Origin of the sequence: Massilia sp. Se16.2.3, assembly GCF_014171595.1 — a bacterium.
Classification (GTDB): Bacteria; Pseudomonadota; Gammaproteobacteria; order Burkholderiales; family Burkholderiaceae_D; genus Telluria.
Genome location: NZ_CP050451.1, coordinates 606532 through 628086, shown reverse-complemented (window position 1 = coordinate 628086; position 21555 = coordinate 606532). Strand labels below are relative to the sequence as shown.

Sequence of the window (21555 nt, the reverse complement as noted above, 5' to 3'; positions counted from 1 at the left end):
TCATGAAAGCCCTTTTGATCAGCCGCGACAGCCTGCTGTTTGCCGAGCTTGCGTCCCAAGGCGCGGCCCGGGTGCCGCCGCTGAACGTGGCCAACAGCCGTGTCTCGATGCGCGAGGCGCTCGACCGCCCCTTGGGTGAAGCGCCGGGCCTCGTGATCGTCGATGCGGGCGACGGTGCACCCGATGACGCCGATCTGCTCGAGCGCCTGGCACGCCAGTATCCAGAAGCCCAGTTCATGCTGCTGACCAGCCAGCACCAGCCCGAATTCCTGATTCGGGCAATGCGCGCCGGCGTGCGCGAGGTGCTGCAACTGCCGCTCGTGCACCGTGCCTTCCACGAGGCGATGGACCGCATCTCCACCGCCGCTGGCGTCGCCCAGCTACGCGACGGCAAGGTACTTGCCTTCATCGCCTGCAAGGGCGGCAGCGGCGCCACCTTCATCTCCACCAACTTCGGCTATGCGCTGGCGACCCTGGCCGAGAAGAAGGTGCTGCTGATCGACCTGCACGGACAGTTCGGCGACGCCGCACTCTACGTATCGGACCAGAAGCCGACCATGACGCTGTCTGACGTGTGCGAACAGATCGCACGCATCGACGGCCCCTTTCTCGATTCGTGCCTGGTGCACGTGACGCAGGGTTTCGGCGTGCTGGCCGCAGCCGACGATCCGGCCCATGCAAAGGAAGCCAAGCCGGAACACATCGACACCATCCTGCGCGTGGCGCGCCAGCATTATGACTACATCGTGCTCGACGTCGGACGCCAGATCGACGCCGTCTCGCTGCGCGCGCTCGACAGTACCGACATCATCTACCCGGTGCTGCAGCTGGCGCTGCCGGATATCCGCGATGCCCGCCGCCTGCTCGACATCTTCCGCTCGCTCGGCTACCCGATCGAGAGCATCCGCCTGATCGTCAATCGCTACGAAAAGGGCGGGCGCCTGCGCCTGCCGGACCTGCACGCGGCGCTCGGCTGCGAAGTCGTCCATACAGTGCCCAACGATTACGTGGCCGTCACCGACTCGGTCAACCAGGGTGTCCCGGTGCTCGAACTGTCGCGCTCGAGCGCGGCCGCGCGCAGCCTGGCCGACCTGGTCGAACTGGTGACGGCGCGGCGTCCGCCCGAGTCGCGTGGCTTGTTCGACCGCCTGTTCGGCCGCAGCGAAGCCGACTACTGAAAACGAAGGAGAGACCATGTCGCTGCGTGAACGCCTGTCCGTATCCGAAGACGACCGCAAGGCCGGCGTCCTGCCGGCCGAGGCCAATAACCAGGCCTACCAGGAACTGAAGAAGTCGATGCACCAGATGATCCTCGACCGGATCGACCTGGAGCGCCTCAAGCGCCTGACCGCCGAGCAGTTCAAGCACGAGCTGGCGCTGCTGATCCAGCGCATCATCGAGGAAGAGCGCATCGTCCTCAACCAGCACGAGCGCCACAACCTGGTGCTCGACATCCAGCACGAGATGCTCGGCTTCGGCCCGCTCGAGCCGCTCCTGAACGACCCGAGCGTGTCCGATATCCTGGTCAACACCGCGAACCGCGTCTATGTCGAGCGCCGCGGCAAGCTGGAACTGACCGACGTCGCCTTCCACGACAATGCGCACCTGATGAAGATCATCGAGAAGATCGTCTCGCGCGTCGGCCGCCGGGTCGACGAATCGAGCCCGATGGTCGACGCCCGCCTGCCCGATGGCTCACGCGTCAACGCCATCATTCCGCCGCTCGCGGTAGACGGTCCGATCCTGTCGATCCGGCGCTTCAGCGCCACCCCGCTGACGGTGCAGAACCTGCTCGACTACAAGAGCATGACGCCGCCGATGATCAAGGTGCTCGAGGGCCTCGGTATCGCCAAGATCAACATCCTGATCTCGGGCGGTACCGGCAGCGGCAAGACCACCTTGCTGAATCTGCTGTCGGGCTTCATTCCGGCCAACGAGCGCCTCGTCACCATCGAAGACGCGGCTGAATTGCAGCTGCGCCAGCCGCACGTGGTGCGTCTCGAGACCCGCCCGCCGAACATCGAGGGCAAGGGCGAAGTCACCCAGCGCGCGCTGGTCAAGAACGCCCTGCGCATGCGTCCGGACCGCATCATCCTCGGCGAAGTGCGCGGCGCCGAGGCGCTCGACATGCTGCAGGCGATGAACACCGGCCACGAAGGCTCGCTGGCGACGATCCACTCGAACACGCCGCGCGACGCCTTGGCACGTCTGGAAAACATGGTCGGCATGGCGGGCGCCAACCTGACCCCGCGCGCCATCCGCCAGCAGATCTGCTCGGCCGTGACGGTGGTGGTGCAGGCGTCGCGCCTGATCGACGGCTGCCGCAAGGTGGTGAGCATCCAGGAGATCACCGGCATGGAGGGCGACATCATCTCGATGCAGGAAATCTTCCGCTTCGAGCAGACGGGTGTCGACCGCGACGGCAAGGTACAGGGATGTTTCAGCGCCACCGGTGTGCGTCCGCGCTTTGCCGACCGCCTGAAAATGTACGGCGCCGAAATCCCGGACGACACCTTCGATCCCGACCGCATCTACCAATGAATCTGCGGGCCTTGCCTGCAGTGGAGCCGCTTCATGGACCTGCTTTTCTACAGCTTCACCGTCTTCCTGTTCGCCGCCGTGATCCTGCTGATCGAAGGCGTCTACCTGTGGTGGTCGAGCACCCACGGCAAGGCAGCGCAGCGGATCGCGCGCCGCTTGCAGGTCATGTCGGGCGGACCTGGACGTTCGGGCGAGCGCATCTCGATTCTCAAGCAGCGCAAATTCAGTGCCCATGAAGGCTTCGATCGTCTGCTGCACCGGGTCAGCTTGCTGAAGCGGCTCGATGCCTTGCTGGTGCAGGCCGGCAGCGGCTTGACGGTCGCGCGCTTCCTCGGCTGCTCGCTGGCTGCCTTCCTGCTCGTTGCACTGCTCAGCGCGCGCTGGCCGATGCCCTGGCCGGTACGGTTCGCGTTGATGCTGCTGGCGCTGAGCGTGCCGTATTGCCTGGTGCGGCGCGCGCGCACGCGCCGCCTGCGCCGCATCGAACACCAGTTACCCGACGCCGCCGATTTCATCGCCCGTGCGCTGCGCGCGGGCCATTCGTTCACCAACGTCCTGCAGATCGTCGGCAACGAGTTGCCCGAGCCGCTGAGCAGCGAATTCCGGATCGCGCGTGAGGAAATCAACTACGGCGTGCCGATGGGCGAGGCGCTGCACAACATGGCCGCGCGCATTCCGCTCACCGACCTGCGCTACCTGATCATCGCGGTGCTGATCCAGCGCGAGTCCGGTGGCAACCTGGCCGAAATCCTCGGCAATATCAGTACCATCATCCGCGGCCGCCTGAAGCTGGTGGCCCAGGTGCGCGTGCTCTCGGCGGAAGGGCGCATGTCGGCCTGGATCCTGGGCCTGCTGCCGTTTGGCGTGATGCTGATGCTGGTGCTGGTCAACCCGAAGTACGTGAGCATGCTGTGGACCGACCCCAGCGGGGTACGCCTGCTCTGGTACGCGGCCGGCATGATCCTGTTCGGCGTTGTCTGGCTGCGCAGGGTCATCCGGATCCGCATCTGAGGAGCTGCCATGAATGCCGCACAATTATCCTTTCTGTTGATCGTCTTCGGCATCGTTTGCGCGCTGGCCTGGCTGGCGATGATGCTGTTCGCGCCAGGGGCGCTGCGTACACGCCTGCGCCGTTTCATCGGCAAGTCCGACACCACCCAGCTCGAGTCCGACGGCTGGGTCGAGCGCGTGGCCAAGGTCTCGCAGCCGCTGACCAAGCTGTCGGTGCCGGACGAGGGCTGGGAAAAGTCGGCGCTGCGCACCCGCTTCATGAATGCGGGCTGGCGCAGTCCCGTGGCGCCGACCCTGTTCTTCGCATCGAAGACGCTGCTCGCCTTGATCGGTCCGGCCACGGTCGGCGTGCTGGTGGCGACATCGGTGATCCTGCTCTCGGGCGGCAAGCTGTTGTTCCTGCTGCTGCTGACAGCCACTGTCGGCTACTACCTGCCGAACATGACCTTGAATCGCATCGTGCGCCGGCGCAAACGCGAGATCTTCGAAACCCTGCCCGATGCGCTCGATTTGCTGACCGTGTGCGTCGAGGCCGGGCTGAGCCTGGAACGCGCCTTCGTCAAAGTGGCCGGCGAAATCCACATCAAAAGCGTGACGCTGGCGCAGGAACTGCAGCTGGTGCTGATGGAAATGCGCGCCGGCTTCAGCAAGGAAAAGGCGCTGCGCAACTTCGCCCTGCGCAGCGGTGTCGACGACATCGACACGCTGGTGGCAATGCTGATCCAGTCCGAACGCTTCGGTACCAGCGTGGGCGACTCGCTGCGCGTGTATGCCGACAACCTGCGCAACAAGCGCCGCCTGCTGGCCGAGGAGTGCGCCGCGAAGATCGGCCTGAAGCTGCTGTTCCCGCTCATCTTTTGTATCTTCCCGACGCTGCTGATGGTCCTGCTGGGACCAGCAATGATCCAGCTGAGCCGTACGCTGGCCAACGTCAGCGGTGTGCGTTGAACCGACCAGGAGCTCCATCATGTCCAGCTGCAAAATCCTCAAGAAAATGTCCGTATTGTGCGCCGGCGCCATGCTGCTTGCCTGTGCCGACATGTCGCACCAGGTCGAACAGCCCGTGGTCGGCGTCGATGCCAATCTGGCTTATGACCAGGGCCGCGCGCACCATGTCGCCGGCCGCTACGACGACGCCATCGCGTCCTACCGTGCAGCGCTGGTGACGGCTCCCCATCACGTGCAGGCCCGCAACGCACTGGCCGCCGCGTTTGCCCGCCAGGGCGAATTCGCCCGCGCCATCCCGATCTGGCAAGGCCTCACCGCCGAGTTAAAGCCTGACGGCGGCCCCGGCGGCGCCTACCTGTTTGCCAACCTCGGCTACGCCTACCTGCTCGGTGGCGACTACCAGAATGCCGTTGTCGCACTCGAAAAAGCCTGCGTGCTCGATCCGCTCGATCACCGCGCCTGGCACAACCTGGGCGAAACGCTGCGTCGCCTCGGGCAGGACGAGCGCGCCGAACGGATGTTCCGCCAGGCCAGTGCACTGCGCGACCACGATTTCCAACGCGACTACACGGTTGCCGGCGGTACGGCCGTGGCGGCGATCCAGGTCGCGGTGGCAGCACCCGTGCGTGCCGAGCGCGAGTGGGCCGCCACCGAGGTGCGCACGACGGCGGACGGCATGCTCGAGCTGGTAAGGCTGCCGTCGCAGCGCGCGATCGCGCAAGCGTTGCCAGCCCGTGAGCCCGATCCGCTGCCGGCGCCGCCACCGCGTACGCGGCCGGATGTCGTGCTGGTGGAAATCCGTAACGGCAACGGCGTGACCGGCATGGCACGTGCGCTGTCGCGCCAGGTCGACGGCGATGGGCTGCAGGTAACGCGGCTGAGCAATGAAAAAGGCTTCAAGGTACGCCGCACCCGCATCGAGCACGGCCCCGCCCATCGCGATGCCGCACAGCGCCTGGCTGAACGCTTCGACGATGTTCAGCTGGTCGAAGTGGTCACCTGTACGTCGACCGACCTGCGGCTGGTCCTCGGCCAGGACATGGCACGCGGCAAACTCGTCCTGCGCACGCCGTTGCGTGACAGCGACAGGTTCGCCGCCGCCGATGCGGTGCCCAAAGCGCCCTGACCCGCCATCCGGGCTGGTACCTCTGTTCAGTACCAAACGCGGTCGACGCGCCCTTCCGAAAATGGGACGATATCCATTCATCTCACGGGAGCGTTGCCATGAAAATTGCACAGCGTTTCACCACCATCCTGGCCGGCTGCCTGATGTGCCTGATGGCCGGCTGCGCGCCAACCGCGCACCGCGAGGGCACCGGCGAGTACATCGATGATGCCCTCATCACCAGCAAGGTCAAGGCCGCGTTCGCGGCCGATCCCACCGTCAAGGCCACCGAAGTGCAGGTCGAGACTTTTAAAGGAACGGTCCAGCTGAGCGGTTTCGTTTCCTCGCGCGAAAGCGCGCAGCGCGCTGTCCAGATCGCCCGTCAGGTCAAGGGCGTGAGCGAGGTGCGAAATAATACCGTGCTGAAATAGCCGTACCGCAGGATGGCGGCGAGCGCAGCGGCAGCCCGGCCTTGCGGGCTGCATTCACACTGCAGGAGCTGCCGCCACGCGGGCCTTTAGCGCCAGCTCACCTTGCCCATGCCATCGGTCGTGGCATTGCGCTGCGCCGGTTTGCCGTACACCGTGGCCGAACCCATGCCGCTCAGGTTCAGGTTCGCCGCCGTGCTGGCATACACGCTTGCGCCGCCGAGGCCGCTCAGGTCGAGGTTCACGGTATCGGCGCGCAGCTTTTCCGCATCGAGGTTCCCCTACGCCGGCGAGGGTGGCGTGCAAGGTGCGCGTCTGCCCGGTCACGGCCAGCTGCCCCGCGCCGCGCAGTGCCAGGTCCATACGCTCGGCCTTGGCCGCGTCGATCGTCATGCTGCCCACGCCACCCAGGCGGGCGTCGATATTCCGGTAGTTGCCATTGAGCGTGATAGCGCCGGCTCCGTCCAGGGAGACGACGATCTTGTCGCCGCCGAAACCGCTGACCGTGCTTGCACCCACGCCTTCCGAGACGAACTCGGCAAGGTTCGGCACTGTCAGTTCGGCACGCAGTTTTGGATTGCGGCCAAGGCTATAGTTGTTGCGTTTCTCGGTGCCGATTTCCAGCGTCTCTCCCCGCTGGCGGGTCGTCACGCGCGCCACATCGGCACGCTCGCCCGCCACCACGAGCGAGGCCTGCGCGCCTTGCCGCACAAGCAGGTCGACCACGCCGTCGAGCTTGACTCGCGTGACGCGGGTGTCGACGGCGCGTGTCTCGCGCACCAGGTCAGCCGCGCAGGCAGCGCCCGCACTCAGCGTGAAAAGCGATGCCATCAGGGTGGTGCCGAGCAGTTTGTTCATGGTGGTCTCCGTATGGGAATCGATGGAAACACTGTAAAGGGCTACCTTGCGCGCTGCGCGCGCCGTGCGACGGGCTGCACAATATGCGGCGTGAGCTGCGTAAACGATATACCCGGTATCGACGATCGAGCATCCGAATTTGCCCCACAGCCCGCACAGCCGCTGCCCTCGTACTGCCCAGCCACCTGTACCTGCCGCGCTAAGGAAAGCGCGCAGCCCTATAAGCAAAAAGCCCAGCCGGTAAGGGCTGGGCTTTTTGACTACGCTAGTGGTGCCGGCTGCCGGTTTCGAACTGGCCACCTGATGATTACAAATCAACTGCTCTACCAAATGAGCTAAGCCGGCGTAATCTGTACGGCAGGAATTATAACGCTATTTAATCCGAGTCAGCGTCGGGCGGCCGCCTTTTTTCGGCGGCTCGTCGTCGCCGTCGGGGGAATGCGACAGCGTCGTGGACGGCGTCTCGCTCGTCACACCAGGCACGGCCGACAGGCCAGGGGAGGCGGCAGCTTCCTCGGCGGGTGGCGGCATCTCGGCGGCGGTGGTGCTGACGTCGAAGGCCATGCCCTGGCCATTCTCGTTGGCGTAGATCGCCAGCACATTTTGTACCGGCACATAGATTTCGCGCGAGACACCGGCAAAGCGGGCACGGAACTGGATGGCGTCGTTGTCCATTTTCAGGCCCGAGGTCGCGCCATAACTGATGTTCAGGATGATCTCGCCTTTCCTGACGTATTCCATCGGAACCGTCGTGGCCGCGTCAACCTTCACTGCGAGATACGGCGTGAAACCACTGTCGGTGCACCATTCGTAAATGGCGCGCAGCAGGTAGGGTTTGGTGGAAATATCAGGCATGTGCAATCAGTAAACAAGGATCCGCGGATGAACCGGCAAACGGGTAAGGGCCGTGACTGTCGCCCTGAAGCCTGCCGTGCGCAGGCTGCTGCAAGATGCGCTATGCAAGATGCGTAGGGCCAGTCTACTGCGATTCACCGCAAGGCGTCGCCGCCTGCGGGTTGGGGTAACAATAACAGTGACGCGGGTAAAACGAAGTACGGATACGACAGGCGCGCGCCGCGGCATGCGGCACCACGCCTGACTGCCCTGGAATCAGCGGCGCATGACCTTTTCGGACGGGGTCAGCGCTTCGATATAGGCCGGACGCGAGAAGATGCGCTCGGCATACTTCATCAGCGGGGCTGCCGTTTTCGACAGTTCGATGCCGTAATGGTCCAGGCGCCACAGCAGCGGCGCGATCGCGACGTCGAGCATCGAGAACTCGTCGCCCAGCATGTACTTGTTCTTCAGGAACAGCGGGGCCAGCGTGGTCAGGCGGTCGCGGATTTCCGCGCGTGCCTTGTCGTGGGCCTTCTCGTTCGTCTTGTTGCGGTCGCCTTCGAGGACGTGCACGTGAACGAAGAGTTCTTTCTCGAAGTTGAACAGCATCAGGCGGGCACGGGCGCGCATCAGCGGGTCGGCCGGCATCAGCTGCGGGTGCGGGAAACGCTCGTCGATGTACTCGTTGATGATGTTCGATTCGTACAGGATCAGTTCGCGCTCGACCAGGATTGGTACCTGGCCATACGGGTTCATCGTGGAGATGTCTTCCGGCTTGTTGAACAGGTCGACGTCACGGACCTCGAAGTCCATGCCCTTTTCGAACAGGACCAGGCGGCAGCGTTGGGAGAACGGGCACGTGGTGCCGGAGTAGAGAACCATCATGGTTTATAGTTCCTTAAGAAACAAAGGGGTGAAGCGCCAAGCGACTCACCCCGAAAAATGATTGCCCGTATTATAGCCAAGCGGGCAATGAAAACGAATTACTTCACGTCTTTCCAGTACGACTCGTTCAAACGCCAGGCCAGGAAGGAGAAGATTGCCAGGAAAATCACGACGATCGCCCCCAGTTTTTTGCGCGTTCCTTGCGCTGGCTCAGCCATCCAGCTGAGGTAAGCAACCAGGTCAGCCGTTGCGGTGTCGAACTCCTGCGCATTCATCGCACCCGGTGCCACCTGTTCCCAGCCGGCGAACTTGTGGATGGTCTTGCCGTGCTCGTGCGGGTCCGGCATTTCCGTCATCTTTGGGGTACGCACGCCCTGCAGCTGCCACATCGCGTGCGGCATCGCCACGTTCGGCACGACCATATTGTTCCACCCGGTCGGACGCGTGTCGTCCTTGTAGAAGGTACGCAGGTAGGTGTACAGATAATCGGCACCGCTGCCTGCCGGCGACGATTTCGCACGGGCGATCACCGACAAGTCCGGTGGCACTGCGCCGAACCAGGCCTTCGCATCGGCCGGGCGCATTGCCGTGGTCATCATCTCGCCAACCTTGTCTGCTGAAAACAACAAGTTTGCCTTGATCTGGTCGTCGCTCAGGCCAAGATCGCGCAGGCGATTGTAGCGCATCGCTGATGCCGAGTGGCAATTGAGGCAATAGTTGACGAACAGCTTGGCGCCGTTTTGCAGCGACGCCATGTCGCTACGTTCAGGGGCGCGGTCGAGCGGGAAGCCGCCTTCGCTCGCGCAGGCCAGTCCCGGCACCAGCGCCAGGACTGCGATCAGTTTCTTCATGAAGTTCATGGTTGTCCTTGTGCTCGAGTCCTGGAATCAATGCGGCTGGAAAGTCACGCGCTTCGGAACCGGCTTGAATTGGCCGGCGGCGCTCCACCATGGCATCAGGAGGAAGAAGCTGAAGTACAACAGCGTGCACACCTGCGACACGACACCAGCGGCCGGGGTCGGCGCCTGGGTGCCGAGGTAGCCCAGCGTCACGAAAGCAGCGCCGAACACCAGGTACACCCACTTGTGCCAGCTCGGACGGTAGCGGATCGACTTCACCGGCGAATGATCCAGCCACGGCAGGAGGGCCAGGATCACGACCGAGGAGCCAAACAGGACCACACCCCAGAATTTCGCTTCCAGCGTCAGCATGCCGATGATCAGTACCAGGGCGATCGCGGCAACGAGCACCTTTTTCATGAAGGACAGACGCGATTTCATCCAGACGAAGGCGACGTACAGCACGATCGCGGCGATCAGGATCAGGATGAAATCCTCGGTCGTCGCGCGCAGCACCGAGTAGAACGGCGTGAAGTACCAGGTCGGCGCGATGTGCGGCGGCGTCTTCATCGAATCGGCCGGGATGAAGTTGTTGTACTCGAGGAAGTAGCCGCCCATCTCAGGCGCGAAGAACACGACCGCCGAGAAGATCAGCAGGAACATCGAGACGCCGAACAAGTCCTTCGTCGTGTAGTACGGATGCGACGGAATGGCGTCCAGCGGATGGCCGTCGGGGCCCAGGTTTTCTTTTACTTCGATGCCGTCCGGGTTCAGCGAGCCGACTTCGTGCAGGGCGATCAAGTGCGCTGCAACCAGGCCCAGCAGCACCAGCGGGAGGGCGATGACGTGGAAGGCGAAGAAGCGGTTCAGGGTCGCATCCGACACCACGTAATCGCCGCGGATCCACAGCGACAGGTCCGGGCCGATCACGGGGATGGCGCCGAACAGGTTGACGATCACCTGCGCACCCCAGTACGACATTTGGCCCCATGGCAGCAGGTAGCCGAAGAAGGCCTCGGCCATCAGGCACAGGAAGATTGCGAAACCGAAGAGCCAGATCAACTCGCGCGGCTTGCGGTAGGAACCGTAGAGCAGGCCACGGGTCATATGCAGGTAGACGACGATGAAGAACGCCGATGCGCCTGTCGAGTGCATGTAGCGCACCAGCCAGCCCGACGGTACTTCACGCATGATGTATTCGACCGAACCGAAGGCCAGGTTGGCGTCCGGCTTGTAATGCATCGTCAGGAAGATGCCGGTGACGATCTGCAGTACCAGGATCAGCATCGCCAGCGAGCCGAACAGGTACCAGATATTGAAATTCTTCGGGGCGTAGTACTTGCCCCACTGGTCATTCCAGAGCTTCGACAGCGGGAAGCGGTCGTCGATCCAGGCCAGCGCCTTGTGGCCGGCCGGCGCGGCGGCCGGCAGCTTGGTTTCCTTGAATGGGCCGCCCATGTTATGCCTCGCCTTTCTCGTCTTTGCCGATCACGATGCGGGTGTCGGTCATGTACATGTAAGGCGGGATGTCCAGGTTCGTCGGCGCCGGCTTGTTCTTGAACACGCGTGCCGACAGGTCGAAGGTCGAGCCATGGCAGGGGCACAGGAAGCCGCCGTGCCAGTTGTCCGGCAGGTTCGGCTGCGGGCCTTCGGCAAAACGGGAGGAGGGCGAGCAGCCCAGGTGCGAGCAGATGCCGACGGTGACCAGGACTTCCTGGTGCTCCTTGCGGGAACGGAATTCGTTTTTCGCGTATTCCGGCATATCGATCTGGTAGACCTTCTCGGAGTTCGGGTCGGCCACCAGGTCGTTGTTTTTCGGGATGCTGGCGAGCATTTCCGGCGTACGGCGCAAGATCCACACCGGCTTGCCGCGCCACTCGACGACCTTCATCTCTCCCGGCTTGACGTCGGAGATATCGACTTCGACCGGAGCGCCGGCGGCCTTGGCGCGCTCGGACGGTTGGAACGTACTGACCAGTGCACCTGCCGTGGCCACACCGACGACGCCACCCGCCGCACATGTGGCGACGAGCAGCCCACGCCGGCCTGAATCGACCTGCTTTTCATTACTCATACCAACCCCACTCCGTGAATTTACGAATCTTGAGAATCAATTAAGAGCTTGCAGCAACACAAAATTATATGTGAATGGCAATCTTTATTGGAGAAAAATATATGCAGTGTGCGCTTGGCGTGGCATGGGCCTGCTGTCGAGTGCCCAACCTGCATGAGCGCGGCCGTTTTCGCCCTGCGCCGGCAGGCCCGCGGCAGGCCCCAACAGGGCGTGCGAACGGTCGCGCAACCCTTGCGGTATCATCACACGAGCTAAATCGATCAATCGGGAGCCAGGATGGCGATGCTGGAGGAGTTCAAACGGTTTGCCATGCGTGGCAATGTGGTCGACCTGGCAGTCGGCGTCATCATCGGAGGGGCGTTCGGGCGCATCGTCGACTCGCTGGTGCAAGACGTCATCATGCCGCCAATCGGGAAACTGTTTGGCGGACTCGATTTCGCCAATTACTATATACCCTTGAATAACCAGGCTCCCGGCCTGGCGCTGGCCGAAGCAAAAAAAGCCGGTGCGGTCATTGCGTACGGCAATTTCCTGACGATTCTCCTGAATTTCGTCATTCTCGCCTTCATCATTTTCCAGATGGTGCGCCTGATGAACCGCATGCGCCAGCGTGTCATGCCCGAAGAGCAGGCGAAAGCCCCCGCCACGCCGGAAGACATCGTGCTGCTGCGCGAAATCCGCGACGCCCTGACAAAAAAACCCTGACGCGGACAAAGTGAAAGACGACGTCGTCATCTCCCGTCCAGGCGCCGCGCGCCGCCTCTGGCTGCTGTTCGCCCAGGTGGTGACGGTTGCGCTGGCCCTGTATTTTGTCGCCGCGACCCTGCGCCCCGACTGGTTCAAGCGCGCACCCGTGCAGGTGCCGGTCGGCCCCGGCGCGGGCGCGGTGCCGCTGCTGCAGGCGCAGTCGAGCCCCCCTGCGGGCAGCTACCGGGAAGCGGCCGGACGCGCCATGCCGGCAGTGGTGAACATCCTCACCAGCAAGACCTCGCGCGAAGCCCACCCGATCCTGAAGGATCCCTTCTTCCGCCGCTTCTTCGGCGACCGCATGCCGCCCGAGGAACAGATGTCGAGCCTCGGTTCGGGCGTGATCGTCAGCAGCGAAGGCTATATATTGACCAATTTCCACGTCGTCGAAGGTGCCGACCAGATCGAGGTCGGCCTGGCCGATGGACGCAAGGCCAGTGCGAAAATCGTCGGCACCGACCCCGAGACCGACCTGGCCGTGATCCGCATCGGCGCTCCGAACCTGCCGGTGATGGTGCTGGCCAAGCCGGACGAGGCGCGCGTCGGCGACGTCGTACTGGCCATCGGCAACCCCTTCGGTGTCGGCCAGACCGTTACCATGGGCATCATTTCGGCCGTGGGACGCAACAACCTGCACATCAACCACTTCGAGAATTTCATCCAGACCGATGCGGCGATTAACTTCGGTAACTCGGGCGGGGCACTGGTCGACATCCACGGTAACCTGCTCGGCATCAATTCGGCGATCTACTCGCAGACCGGCGGCTCGGTCGGGATCGGTTTTGCCATCCCCGTCTCCACCGCGCGCAACGTGCTCGAATCGATCATCAAGAGCGGCCAGGTCGTGCGCGGCTGGATCGGCATCGAGTCGCAGGACATCACCCCGGAACTTGCCGACAGTTTTGGTTTGGCCCGCAAGAGCGGCACCATCATCGCCGGCGTGGTGCGCAACGGCCCCGCCGACCGCGCCGGCGTACGTCCGGGCGACATCCTCCTTGCCGTAGAAGGCAAGAAGGTGGCCAATACCGGCGAGATGCTCAACCTCATTGCCGGGCTGGCACCCGGCGCCAAGGCGCGCCTGACGCTGATGCGCCAGAATCGCGAGTCCACGGTCGCCGTCACCGTCGGCAAGCGTCCACGCGCTCTCCAGTAACCTTGATCGACATCCCATGCACCTGCGCGACCTGACGCAATACCTTACCGAACTCAAGGAAAACAACACCCGTCCCTGGTTCATCATGAACAAGCCGCGCTACGACATCCTGCGCGAAGAATTCCAGGCCGTGGTGACCGAGCTGATCCGTGAATTGTCCCGTTTTGATCGCGACGTCGCTGCCGTCGATCCAAAGAAGGCGATGTTCCGCATTAATCGCGACATCCGCTTTTCGAACGACAAGACCCCCTATAAAACCCGCTTCTCGGCCGGCATCACGCCGAACAACCGGCGCCGTCCCAGCGAGGGCGGCGGCTCGACCTATTACTTCCAGATCGAGGGCGACGGCACCCTCGGTTTCGGCGCGGGGGAATACCTGCCGCCGGCCGCGCGCCTGAAGGCGATCCGCGAACACGTCGTCAACGATGCGACAGGTTTCGCAAAAATGTTAAAGAATAAACACCTGCGCGCGACCTATGGCGACCTGCTCGACGAAGACAAGCTGCAGCGTCCGCCAAAAGGTTTCGATCCGGCCCATCCGCATATCGAGCACATCAAGCTGAAAAGCTTTTTCGTGTGGACCGAAGTGCCCTTGACGCTGAATGCGCCCGACGAACTGGTGCCGCGCCTGGCGCGCGGATTCGAGGATGCCTTTGCGCTGGTGAAATGGCTGCGCGCGGTTCCGCATACAACCGAAGACGAGTAGAAAGGGGGCGACATGGCCTTGCAACATGCAGCATCGGGCGAACGGATCGCCTTGCAACGCGGCGAAGACGACATCGCGAACTTCACGTCGATTGCGCTGGCAAAGACCGAACACATGGAACTGATCCGGCTGGTCGTCACCAAGGACAAGCCGATGCCGGAACACCGGGTCGAGGGAGAAATCACGCTGCTGTGCCTGGAAGGCGAACTCGCCGTCGATGCGCATGGCCGCACCATCGTGCTGCGGCCGAATGAAATGGTGTACCTGGCCGGCGGCGAACCGCACGCGATCCGCGCCAACCAGGACGGCGTGGCCCTGATGACGATCCTGCTGGGGCAGGTGCGTACCGGCGGACCGACCAACGACCCGCGCGGACAGGCCGCTTGACCTGGCCTGGGGGGACGTGGCCGGCCACGTTCACCCTGGGGTTGGCACGCGTCGCGGGCCATTACGCGTACAAACTACGCCAGCTCATCGCGCGGATCGCGCGCCAATAGCTGCTTCGCCATTTCCGCCGCATCGTAGCCATCGAACAGCACGGCCGCCACCGCGTCGGTAATCGGCATTTCCACGCCCATCTTCGCCGCCAGTTCGCGCACCGCCTTCGAGCACGGCACCCCTTCGGCCACGTGGCCCAGTTCGGCAACGATCGTGTCCAGCGGCTTGCCCTGCGCCAGCGCCAGGCCGACGCGGCGATTGCGCGACAGGTCGCCGGTGCAGGTAAGGATCAGGTCGCCCATGCCGGTCAGGCCCATGAAAGTACTGGCGCGTCCTCCGAGCGCGGTGCCGAGACGGGTGATTTCGGCCAGGCCGCGCGTGATCAGGGCTGCGCGCGTTCAGGCCAAGGCCGAGGCCGTCAGCGGTGCCGGTGGCGATCGCCAGCACGTTCTTGACGGCGCCGCCCACTTCCACGCCCACTACGTCGTCGCAGGCGTACACGCGGACCTTGCCGCCGTGGACAGCGGCGACGACGCGCTCGCGCAGGGTGGGCGAGGTCGATGCCACCGTCAGCGCGCAGGGCAGGCCGCGCGCGACTTCCCCTGGCGAACGAGGGGCCCGACAGGGCCGCGCCCGGCACGGTGTCGCCCAGCACTTCACGCACCACCCGGTGCGGCAGCAGGCCGGTGCCGTATTCGAAGCCTTTGCAGAGCCAGACCACGTTCGGGATTGCCCGGCCTTTCAGGCTGGCCAGCAGCGGGCGCAGGCCGGCCACCGGGCAGGCCGCGATCAAGAGCGGCGCCTCGTCCTCGCTTGCCCCCCTCGACGTGGGCCAGCGCCTCCTCGAAGTCGCTGCTCACGCGCAGGGCGGCGGGCAGAGGCTGGCCCGGCAGGTAATGGGTGTTCTCGCGTGCCGCGGCAGTGGCCGCCATCTGCTCGGGATTGCGGCCCCACAGCAGCACGTCGTGGCGGGCCGCTACCGCGATGGCGACAGCGGTACCCCAGGCGCCGGCGCCGAGGACAGTGATCTTGTTCATTTTCTTCAATTCTTGCATGGTGTCGATTCAGATGCCCCAGACATCGGCGGCCCGTACATAGCCGCCAATGCCGTCCTGGTGGCGTACACGTACCCAGCCGGTCGCCTGCGGATCGACCAGTTCGAGCAGCACGCCCTTGTCGGCGTTCATCAGGATGGGGGCGTTGTCCTCGGGCGCCGCGCGCAGGCGTGCCAGCGGTACTTTCACGACCACATTGCGGCGCGCCGACAAGCCCTTCGCCTCGGTCCAGGTCAGGTCGCCATCGGCGTCGCGTACCTTGACCCAGTCGCCATAGCGCGCCAGGATTTCGACCGGCATGCCGCGCGGCGCCACGAAGCGCTTCCCGCCCTTGGCCGAGGGAGCGTCGTACAGCAGCACGGAGGGTGCGCCGACCGAACGGAAGTCGAAGGCGCTGGCGCTGGCGCATGCCAGTAGCAACAGGGCGGCGGCGAACGGGCGAGGAATGGTCATGGCAGGCCTTGGCGCGGTAAACCGATGCCTAGATGGCAGGAAGGGCATCCGCACCGCGCTTTAGCAGCGCAACACGAATGCCCGTCACGGAACTGCGGGGCACGTCGGGGCAGGATCCGATCGCATGGACCGGCTACTACCCGAGTGCCAACGTCAGTCTTGCTTAGTTCGCCGGTGCGCCGGCAGCGGCTTCGGCCATCGCCTGGCGACGCTGCTGGTAGAACACCTCGAAGTTGATCTCGGCCAGGTGCACAGGCGGGAAGCCGGCACGGGTGATCACGTCGGCGATGTTGCTGCGCAGGTAAGGATAAACGATGTTCGGGCAGCCGATGCCCAGCAGCGGATCCATCTGCTCGGCAGGGATGTTGCGTGCTTCGAAGATGCCGCCTTGCTTGCCTTCAACCAGGAAAGCGACCTTGTCCTTGACCTTGGCCGTCACGGTGATCGTCACGGTCGACTCGTAGATGCCGTCGGCGATGGCTTCGGCGCCGACGTCCAGCGACACCTCGATGGTCGGGGCTTCCTGCTCGAGGAAGATGGCCGGGGAATTCGGTTGTTCCAGCGACATGTCCTTCAGATAGACGCGTTGGATTTGGAAGACTGGTTGCAGATTTTCGTCAGACATGGAACGCTTTCGTTATGAAGTAGAAGGGACGGCCAGCGCCGTCCCTGATGGGCTGGCGTCAAACGCAGCGGCAATTGTATCAAAATCAATTTGGATGCAATAGCTCCGGCGAGAGAGGGGCGATATAACCGCTCTCCACCTTGCGCAGACGCTGTCTTGCCTTGATTTGCCTGAACTTTTCCTTACTCGCCCTTGAGCAGCGGGTCGAGGCGGCCAGCCTGGTCGAGCGCGTACAGGTCGTCGAAGCCGCCGACGTGGGTCTCGCCCACGTAGATCTGCGGCACCGTGCGCCGGCCCGTCTTCTGCATCATGATCTGGCGCTGTTCCGGGTCGAGGTCGACGCGGATGCGCTCGATGTCGGTCACGCCTTTCGCTTCGAGCAGGCGCTCGGCGCGCACGCAATAGGGGCAGCTGGCAGTGTGGTAGAGCACAACATGGGCAGTCATTTGAATTCCTTCCTGTCTTGATTTAGCGCACCTGACAAACCTGCATCGCCGCGCTGCAGCGCCTCCCCGGAAGGCGCACCTGCAACGCGTGGCGAACGACTTGATCAGGCACTTTTACTTGGTCACCGGCAAACCGGCTGCCGTCCAGGCCGTCATGCCGCCCTCCAGGCTCAGGGCATCGGCAAAGCCGGCGGCTTTCAGCAGGCGCACGGCCTTGTCCGAGCGCGCGCCGCTCTGGCAAATCACGACGACGGTACGGCTTTTCGCTTTTTCCAGTTCGCCGATGCGATTCCCGAAGTCTGCCAGCGGAATGTTTTTTGCGTCGCGCACGTGGCCAGCGGCAAATTCCTCGGCAGTACGGACGTCCACGACCGTGGTCTTGCCCCGGTTGATGAGCTGGGTAACCTGGACCGCGGTGGCGCGGCGGCCCTTCGGCAGCAGGGCGGGGAACAGCAGTGCGCCACCGGAAACGAGGGCGATTGCAACAATGAAGATATTATCGAGGATGAATTTCACAAGGTTTCCAATGGTTGAACGCAATCCGCGCATTATAAAATAGAAGGCGGACAGGAATCTTTTGGCACCTCGAGATCGACCCGGGGTCCCTTCGCAGACTTTTATATAGAGTAGAGAAGAGCTTATGTACAAAATCGTATTCATGCGCCACGGCGAATCGACCTGGAACCTGGAAAACCGCTTTACCGGCTGGACCGACGTCGACCTGACCGAGAAGGGTGTCAACGAGGCGCGCAGCGCCGGCCGCGTACTGCGCGAAGCCGGTTTCCATTTCGACCTGGCCTACACCTCGGTGTTGAAGCGCGCCATCCGCACCCTCTGGCTGGCGCTCGACGAGATGGACCAGATGTACCTGCCGATCAAGAACGACTGGCGCCTGAACGAACGCCACTATGGCGGCCTGCAAGGTTTGGACAAGGCCGAGACGGCCGCGAAGTATGGCGACGAGCAAGTGCTGGTCTGGCGCCGCAGCTACGACACGCCGCCGCCGGCGCTGGAAGAAGCCGACGAGCGCACCTCGTTCAAGGACCCGCGCTACGCCAGCCTGGACAAATCGCAGATCCCGCTTACCGAGTGCCTGAAGGATACGGTGGCGCGCGTGATGCCCGCCTGGAACGACGAAATCGCCCCGGCCATCCGCGCCGGCAAGCAGATCCTGATTTCGGCCCACGGCAACAGCCTGCGCGCCATCATCAAAATGCTCGACAACATCAGCGACAGCGACATCGTCAGCCTCAACATTCCAAACGGCCAGCCGCTGGTCTACGAACTCGATGCCGACCTGAAGCCGATCCGCCACTACTACCTGGGCGACCAGGAAGCGATCGCCGCCGCCATGGCAGCGGTTGCCAATCAAGGGAAGGCGAAGTAAGTCTTGCGTTTCCCAATCAAGAAGTCGGCCGGCAGCGCCCTGCTGTGCGGCCTGCTGGCGGTGTGCCTGTCAAGCGGCCTGGTAGCACCCGCCTGCGCGGCCGGTGCAGCCAAGCCGACCGAACGCAGCCGGCAAAAAGCGGCGGCCGAGGCCAAGCGCGCCGGCATCCAGCAAAAGCTGACCGCACTCAAGAAGGAAATCAGCCGCACCGAGAGCGAGAAGGAAGACGTGGCCGACAACCTGGCCGAGTCGGAAGAGGCGATCTCGAACGCCAACCGCGCGCTGCGCGACCTCGCCGACGAACAGCGCGAGACCAACCTGCGCCTGCAGGACCTGGGTACCGAACAGGAACGCCTCGCACAAACAATTGCGGCACAGAAGAAACAATTGTCGGCCCTGCTGCGCGAGCACTATGTCGCCGGCAACGAAGACCGCATCAAGCTGCTGCTCTCGGGAGATAACCCGAACCGGATCAACCGCGACCTGCAGATGATGGCCTATGTCTCGCAGGCGCAAGCGAAATTGCTGTCCGCCCTGAACGCCAACCTGGCGCAGGTCGAGCAGAATCGCGAGAAGGTCGAGAACGCCAAAACCGAACTCGAAGAAATCGCCCAGGAGCAGCGCGACCAGAAGGCCGTGCTGGAGAAGGAAAAGGCGAAACGTGCCGCCCTGCTGGGCGAGCTGTCGAGCCGCCTGGTCAGCCAGCGCAAGCAGGTCGACAGCCTGGAGCGCGACGAACAGCGCCTGAGCGGCCTGGTCGACAGCCTGACGCGCCTGATCCGCGAACAGGCCGAAGCCGAACGCAAGCGCCGGGAAGCGCTCGCCGCTGCCCGCGCCAAGGCCAAGGCCGAAGCGGAAGCGGCGGAAAAGGCGCGCGCTGGCGCGAGCCGAAGCCAAGGCCGAGCGCGAGCGCCTGGCGCGCGAAGCGGCGAAAGCCGGCAAGCCGGCACCGAAACCGCTGCCGCCGGAAGAACCGAAAGTGGTGCAGGCACCGAAGCCGGCCGAGCCGGAAGAACGCACGCCCGACATCTCGCTGGCGCCCGCTGCACCCGCCGGGGCCTTCGCCAGCATGCGCGGCAAGCTGACGGCGCCGGTGTCGGGCACGATCGCGGCGCGCTTCGGCGCCAAGCGCGGCGGCGACGGCCCAAGCTGGAAGGGCATGTTCATCAAGGCGCCGGAAGGCACCGAGGTGCGCGCCGTGGCGCTGGGGCGCGTGGTGCACTCGGGCTGGATGCGCGGCTTCGGCAACCTGATCATCATCGACCACGGCGGCGACTACCTGTCGATCTATGCCAACAACCAGACGCTGCTCAAGCGCCTGGGCGACGCGGTGCGCGCCGGCGAGCCGATCGCGAGCGCCGGCAACACCGGCGGTAACGAGGAATCGGGGCTATACTTCGAGCTCAGGCATCTGGGCAAGGCCTTCGATCCGGCAAGCTGGATCAAATTCTAGGATTCTAGGGGCAGCGATGGGCAACAAAGCGAAAAACATGGGGCTGGTCGGCCTGGGCCTGGTGGCCGGGGTGGCCTTGACGGCGCAGGTCTCGGCCTGGGCACAAAAGGGAGACGGCCCGTTGCCGCTGGACGAACTGCGCCAGCTGGCCGACGTCTATGGCCTGATCAAGAGCGACTACGTGGTGCCGGTCGAGGACAAGAAACTCCTGTCCGAAGCCATCGGCGGGATGGTCGCCTCGCTCGACCCGCACTCGGTCTACCTCGACCAGAAGGCCTACAAGGAAATGCGCGACAGCGTGCGCGGCAAGTTCGTCGGGGTCGGCATCGAGGTCGCTTCCGAGGACGGCTACGTGAAGATCGTCTCGCCCATCGAGGATTCGCCGGCCTACCGCGCCGGCATCAAGGCCGGCGACCTGATCACCCGCATCGACAACGTCCCGGTCAAGGGCCTGTCACTCGACGAAGCGATCAAGAAAATGCGCGGCAAGCCCGGCAGCAAGGTGACGCTGACGATTGCCCGCCGCGGCGACGACCGCCCCTGGGTGGTGCCGCTCGCGCGCGAGGAAATCCGGGTGCTGAGCGTCAAGGCCAAGATGGTCGAGCCTGGTTACGCCTGGGTGCGCATCAGCCAGTTCCAGGAAGCCACGCTTGAAGAGCTGGCCGGCAAAACGGCAGCGCTGTACGCGGACAACCCCGAGATCAAGGGGTTGGTGCTCGACCTGCGCAACGACCCGGGCGGCCTGCTGCCCGGCGCCATTGGCGTGTCGAGCGCCTTCCTGCCCAAGGAAGAGCTGATTGTTTCCACCAAGGGCCAGTTGCCCGACTCGAACAAGAGTTACTACGGCCGGCGCGAGTTCTACGCCGAGCGCGGCGGCGATCCGCTGGCCAAGGCGCCGGCCCAGCTGAAAACCGTGCCGATGGTGGTGCTGATCAATGGCGGCTCGGCATCGGCCTCGGAAATCGTCGCCGGCGCCCTGCAGGACTACAAGCGCGCCATCGTGATGGGCAGCCAGAGCTTCGGCAAGGGCTCGGTGCAGACGCTGCGCCAGTTGTCCCCCGACACCGCCATCAAGCTGACCACGGCGCGCTACTACACGCCGAAGGGCCGCGCGATCCAGGCCAACGGGATCAATCCGGACCTGGCCGTGGACGAAACGGCGGAAGGCGACGGCCTGAACGCGCTGCGCGTGCGCGAAGTCGATTTGCAGCGCCACCTGACGGGCGAGAACGAAAAGGCGGGCGCGGCCAAGGATGCACGCGACAGCGCCGAGCAGCAACAGCGCGCGCTGGCCCTGCTGAAGAACCGCAAGCCGCTGGAGTTGGGCGGCAAGGACGACTTCCAGTTGGCCCAGGCCCTGAACCATTTCAAGGGCTTGCCCGTCAAACTGGCGAAACCCGAGGCAGTCGAAGTGACCTCGCCGGAAGCGAAAGCGGTGCCGGGTTCCGAGACGAAACCGCCCGAGCTGAAGGGCGCGAAAAAGTAGGATGATCACGTAGGGTGGGCACCCCGTGCCCACGCGGATGGCGGCATTGTGGGGCGCCTGGCACCGGACCCGCAGGGCGC

Annotated in this window: 24 protein-coding genes, 1 tRNA gene and 2 pseudogenes; 13 read left to right on the top strand and 14 right to left on the bottom strand. The window is 64.0% G+C overall.

All coding sequences use genetic code 11. The features are described 5' to 3' along the window. The first annotated feature begins 2 nt into the window (after window positions 1-2). The 6 genes from G4G31_RS03000 to G4G31_RS02975 all read left to right on the top strand — a co-directional run bounded on the left by G4G31_RS03000 (window position 3) and on the right by G4G31_RS02975 (window position 6036). Window positions 3-1178, top strand: a complete 1176-nt coding sequence (locus tag G4G31_RS03000) for an AAA family ATPase (RefSeq protein WP_182990234.1) — start codon at window positions 3-5, stop codon at window positions 1176-1178. Between the two features lie 16 nt (window positions 1179-1194). After that, window positions 1195-2541, top strand: a complete 1347-nt coding sequence (locus G4G31_RS02995; protein WP_182990233.1) for a CpaF family protein — start codon at window positions 1195-1197, stop codon at window positions 2539-2541. A 33-nt stretch (window positions 2542-2574) separates the two neighbouring features. Beyond that, on the top strand, window positions 2575-3552 hold the full coding sequence (locus G4G31_RS02990; RefSeq protein ID WP_182990232.1) for a type II secretion system F family protein: 978 nt from the start codon (window positions 2575-2577) through the stop codon (window positions 3550-3552). Between the two features lie 9 nt (window positions 3553-3561). Beyond that, complete coding sequence (locus tag G4G31_RS02985) at window positions 3562-4500, top strand: type II secretion system F family protein (RefSeq protein WP_182990231.1); 939 nt, start codon at window positions 3562-3564, stop codon at window positions 4498-4500. A 19-nt stretch (window positions 4501-4519) separates the two neighbouring features. Further along, complete coding sequence (locus G4G31_RS02980; RefSeq protein WP_182990230.1) at window positions 4520-5626, top strand: LytR C-terminal domain-containing protein; 1107 nt, start codon at window positions 4520-4522, stop codon at window positions 5624-5626. 98 nt (window positions 5627-5724) lie between these two features. Then, window positions 5725-6036, top strand: coding sequence for a BON domain-containing protein (locus G4G31_RS02975; RefSeq protein ID WP_182990229.1), 312 nt, complete (start codon window positions 5725-5727; stop codon window positions 6034-6036). A gap of 86 nt (window positions 6037-6122) precedes the next feature. Here the strand turns inward: G4G31_RS02975 and G4G31_RS27380 are convergent, their stop codons facing one another. From G4G31_RS27380 to petA, 8 genes and pseudogenes are all read right to left on the bottom strand, one after another. Continuing rightward, window positions 6123-6278, bottom strand: a complete 156-nt coding sequence (locus tag G4G31_RS27380; protein WP_267873684.1) for a hypothetical protein — start codon at window positions 6276-6278, stop codon at window positions 6123-6125. Window positions 6279-6435: 157 nt separating this feature from the next. Next, a pseudogene (locus G4G31_RS27375) lies at window positions 6436-6864 on the bottom strand (GIN domain-containing protein); the annotation flags it as partial. Window positions 6865-7160: 296 nt separating this feature from the next. Next, window positions 7161-7236 (bottom strand) — tRNA-Thr (locus tag G4G31_RS02965). A gap of 27 nt (window positions 7237-7263) precedes the next feature. Then, the gene (locus G4G31_RS02960) at window positions 7264-7746 is read right to left on the bottom strand and encodes a ClpXP protease specificity-enhancing factor (protein ID WP_182990228.1); all 483 of its coding nucleotides are present in this window, start codon (window positions 7744-7746) and stop codon (window positions 7264-7266) included. 255 nt (window positions 7747-8001) lie between these two features. Further along, window positions 8002-8613, bottom strand: coding sequence for a glutathione S-transferase N-terminal domain-containing protein (locus G4G31_RS02955; protein WP_182990227.1), 612 nt, complete (start codon window positions 8611-8613; stop codon window positions 8002-8004). Between the two features lie 98 nt (window positions 8614-8711). Further along, window positions 8712-9473: a cytochrome c1 gene (locus G4G31_RS02950; protein ID WP_182990226.1), complete on the bottom strand. Its 762-nt coding sequence runs from the start codon at window positions 9471-9473 to the stop codon at window positions 8712-8714. A 27-nt stretch (window positions 9474-9500) separates the two neighbouring features. After that, window positions 9501-10910, bottom strand: a complete 1410-nt coding sequence (locus tag G4G31_RS02945) for a cytochrome bc complex cytochrome b subunit (RefSeq protein ID WP_182990225.1) — start codon at window positions 10908-10910, stop codon at window positions 9501-9503. Window position 10911: 1 nt separating this feature from the next. Continuing rightward, complete coding sequence (petA, locus tag G4G31_RS02940) at window positions 10912-11526, bottom strand: ubiquinol-cytochrome c reductase iron-sulfur subunit (RefSeq protein ID WP_182990224.1); 615 nt, start codon at window positions 11524-11526, stop codon at window positions 10912-10914. A gap of 276 nt (window positions 11527-11802) precedes the next feature. Here petA and mscL point away from each other — a divergent pair, with 276 nt between their 5' ends. Genes mscL through G4G31_RS02920 form a run of 4 tightly spaced genes read left to right on the top strand, consistent with a single transcriptional unit; the run spans window position 11803 to window position 14519 of the window. Beyond that, on the top strand, window positions 11803-12231 hold the full coding sequence (mscL, locus tag G4G31_RS02935; RefSeq protein ID WP_182990223.1) for a large conductance mechanosensitive channel protein MscL: 429 nt from the start codon (window positions 11803-11805) through the stop codon (window positions 12229-12231). Between the two features lie 10 nt (window positions 12232-12241). After that, window positions 12242-13426: a trypsin-like peptidase domain-containing protein gene (locus G4G31_RS02930; protein WP_229425306.1), complete on the top strand. Its 1185-nt coding sequence runs from the start codon at window positions 12242-12244 to the stop codon at window positions 13424-13426. A 16-nt stretch (window positions 13427-13442) separates the two neighbouring features. Continuing rightward, window positions 13443-14132, top strand: a complete 690-nt coding sequence (locus tag G4G31_RS02925; RefSeq protein WP_182990222.1) for a DUF2461 domain-containing protein — start codon at window positions 13443-13445, stop codon at window positions 14130-14132. A gap of 12 nt (window positions 14133-14144) precedes the next feature. Next, window positions 14145-14519 carry a cupin domain-containing protein gene (locus tag G4G31_RS02920; RefSeq protein ID WP_182990221.1) on the top strand — a complete coding sequence of 125 codons (375 nt, stop codon included), beginning with the start codon at window positions 14145-14147 and terminating at the stop codon, window positions 14517-14519. A 74-nt stretch (window positions 14520-14593) separates the two neighbouring features. Here G4G31_RS02920 and G4G31_RS02915 read toward each other — a convergent pair. The 5 genes and pseudogenes from G4G31_RS02915 to G4G31_RS02895 form a co-directional block, all read right to left on the bottom strand. Then, window positions 14594-15607: pseudogene (locus tag G4G31_RS02915) on the bottom strand (NAD(P)H-dependent glycerol-3-phosphate dehydrogenase). Between the two features lie 27 nt (window positions 15608-15634). Continuing rightward, window positions 15635-16078, bottom strand: a complete 444-nt coding sequence (locus tag G4G31_RS02910) for an SH3 domain-containing protein (protein ID WP_182990220.1) — start codon at window positions 16076-16078, stop codon at window positions 15635-15637. 163 nt (window positions 16079-16241) lie between these two features. Beyond that, the gene (secB, locus tag G4G31_RS02905) at window positions 16242-16703 is read right to left on the bottom strand and encodes a protein-export chaperone SecB (RefSeq protein ID WP_182990219.1); all 462 of its coding nucleotides are present in this window, start codon (window positions 16701-16703) and stop codon (window positions 16242-16244) included. 182 nt (window positions 16704-16885) lie between these two features. Continuing rightward, window positions 16886-17149, bottom strand: coding sequence for a glutaredoxin 3 (grxC, locus tag G4G31_RS02900; protein WP_182990218.1), 264 nt, complete (start codon window positions 17147-17149; stop codon window positions 16886-16888). A gap of 114 nt (window positions 17150-17263) precedes the next feature. Beyond that, entirely contained in the window at window positions 17264-17665 is a 402-nt protein-coding gene (locus tag G4G31_RS02895; RefSeq protein ID WP_182990217.1) for a rhodanese-like domain-containing protein, read from the bottom strand. A gap of 124 nt (window positions 17666-17789) precedes the next feature. On the opposite strand from G4G31_RS02895, the gene gpmA reads away from it, so the two are divergent. Continuing rightward, window positions 17790-18536: a 2,3-diphosphoglycerate-dependent phosphoglycerate mutase gene (gene gpmA, locus G4G31_RS02890; RefSeq protein WP_182990216.1), complete on the top strand. Its 747-nt coding sequence runs from the start codon at window positions 17790-17792 to the stop codon at window positions 18534-18536. Window positions 18537-18605: 69 nt separating this feature from the next. Here the strand turns inward: gpmA and G4G31_RS28010 are convergent, their stop codons facing one another. Further along, the gene (locus tag G4G31_RS28010; RefSeq protein WP_308622065.1) at window positions 18606-19556 is read right to left on the bottom strand and encodes a hypothetical protein; all 951 of its coding nucleotides are present in this window, start codon (window positions 19554-19556) and stop codon (window positions 18606-18608) included. Here G4G31_RS28010 and G4G31_RS28005 point away from each other — a divergent pair. Beyond that, window positions 19519-19989 carry a peptidoglycan DD-metalloendopeptidase family protein gene (locus G4G31_RS28005; RefSeq protein WP_308622063.1) on the top strand — a complete coding sequence of 157 codons (471 nt, stop codon included), beginning with the start codon at window positions 19519-19521 and terminating at the stop codon, window positions 19987-19989. The genes G4G31_RS28010 and G4G31_RS28005 overlap by 38 nt on opposite strands. Before the next feature lie 16 nt (window positions 19990-20005). Next, the gene (locus G4G31_RS02880) at window positions 20006-21475 is read left to right on the top strand and encodes a S41 family peptidase (RefSeq protein ID WP_182990215.1); all 1470 of its coding nucleotides are present in this window, start codon (window positions 20006-20008) and stop codon (window positions 21473-21475) included. Window positions 21476-21555 lie beyond the last annotated feature (80 nt).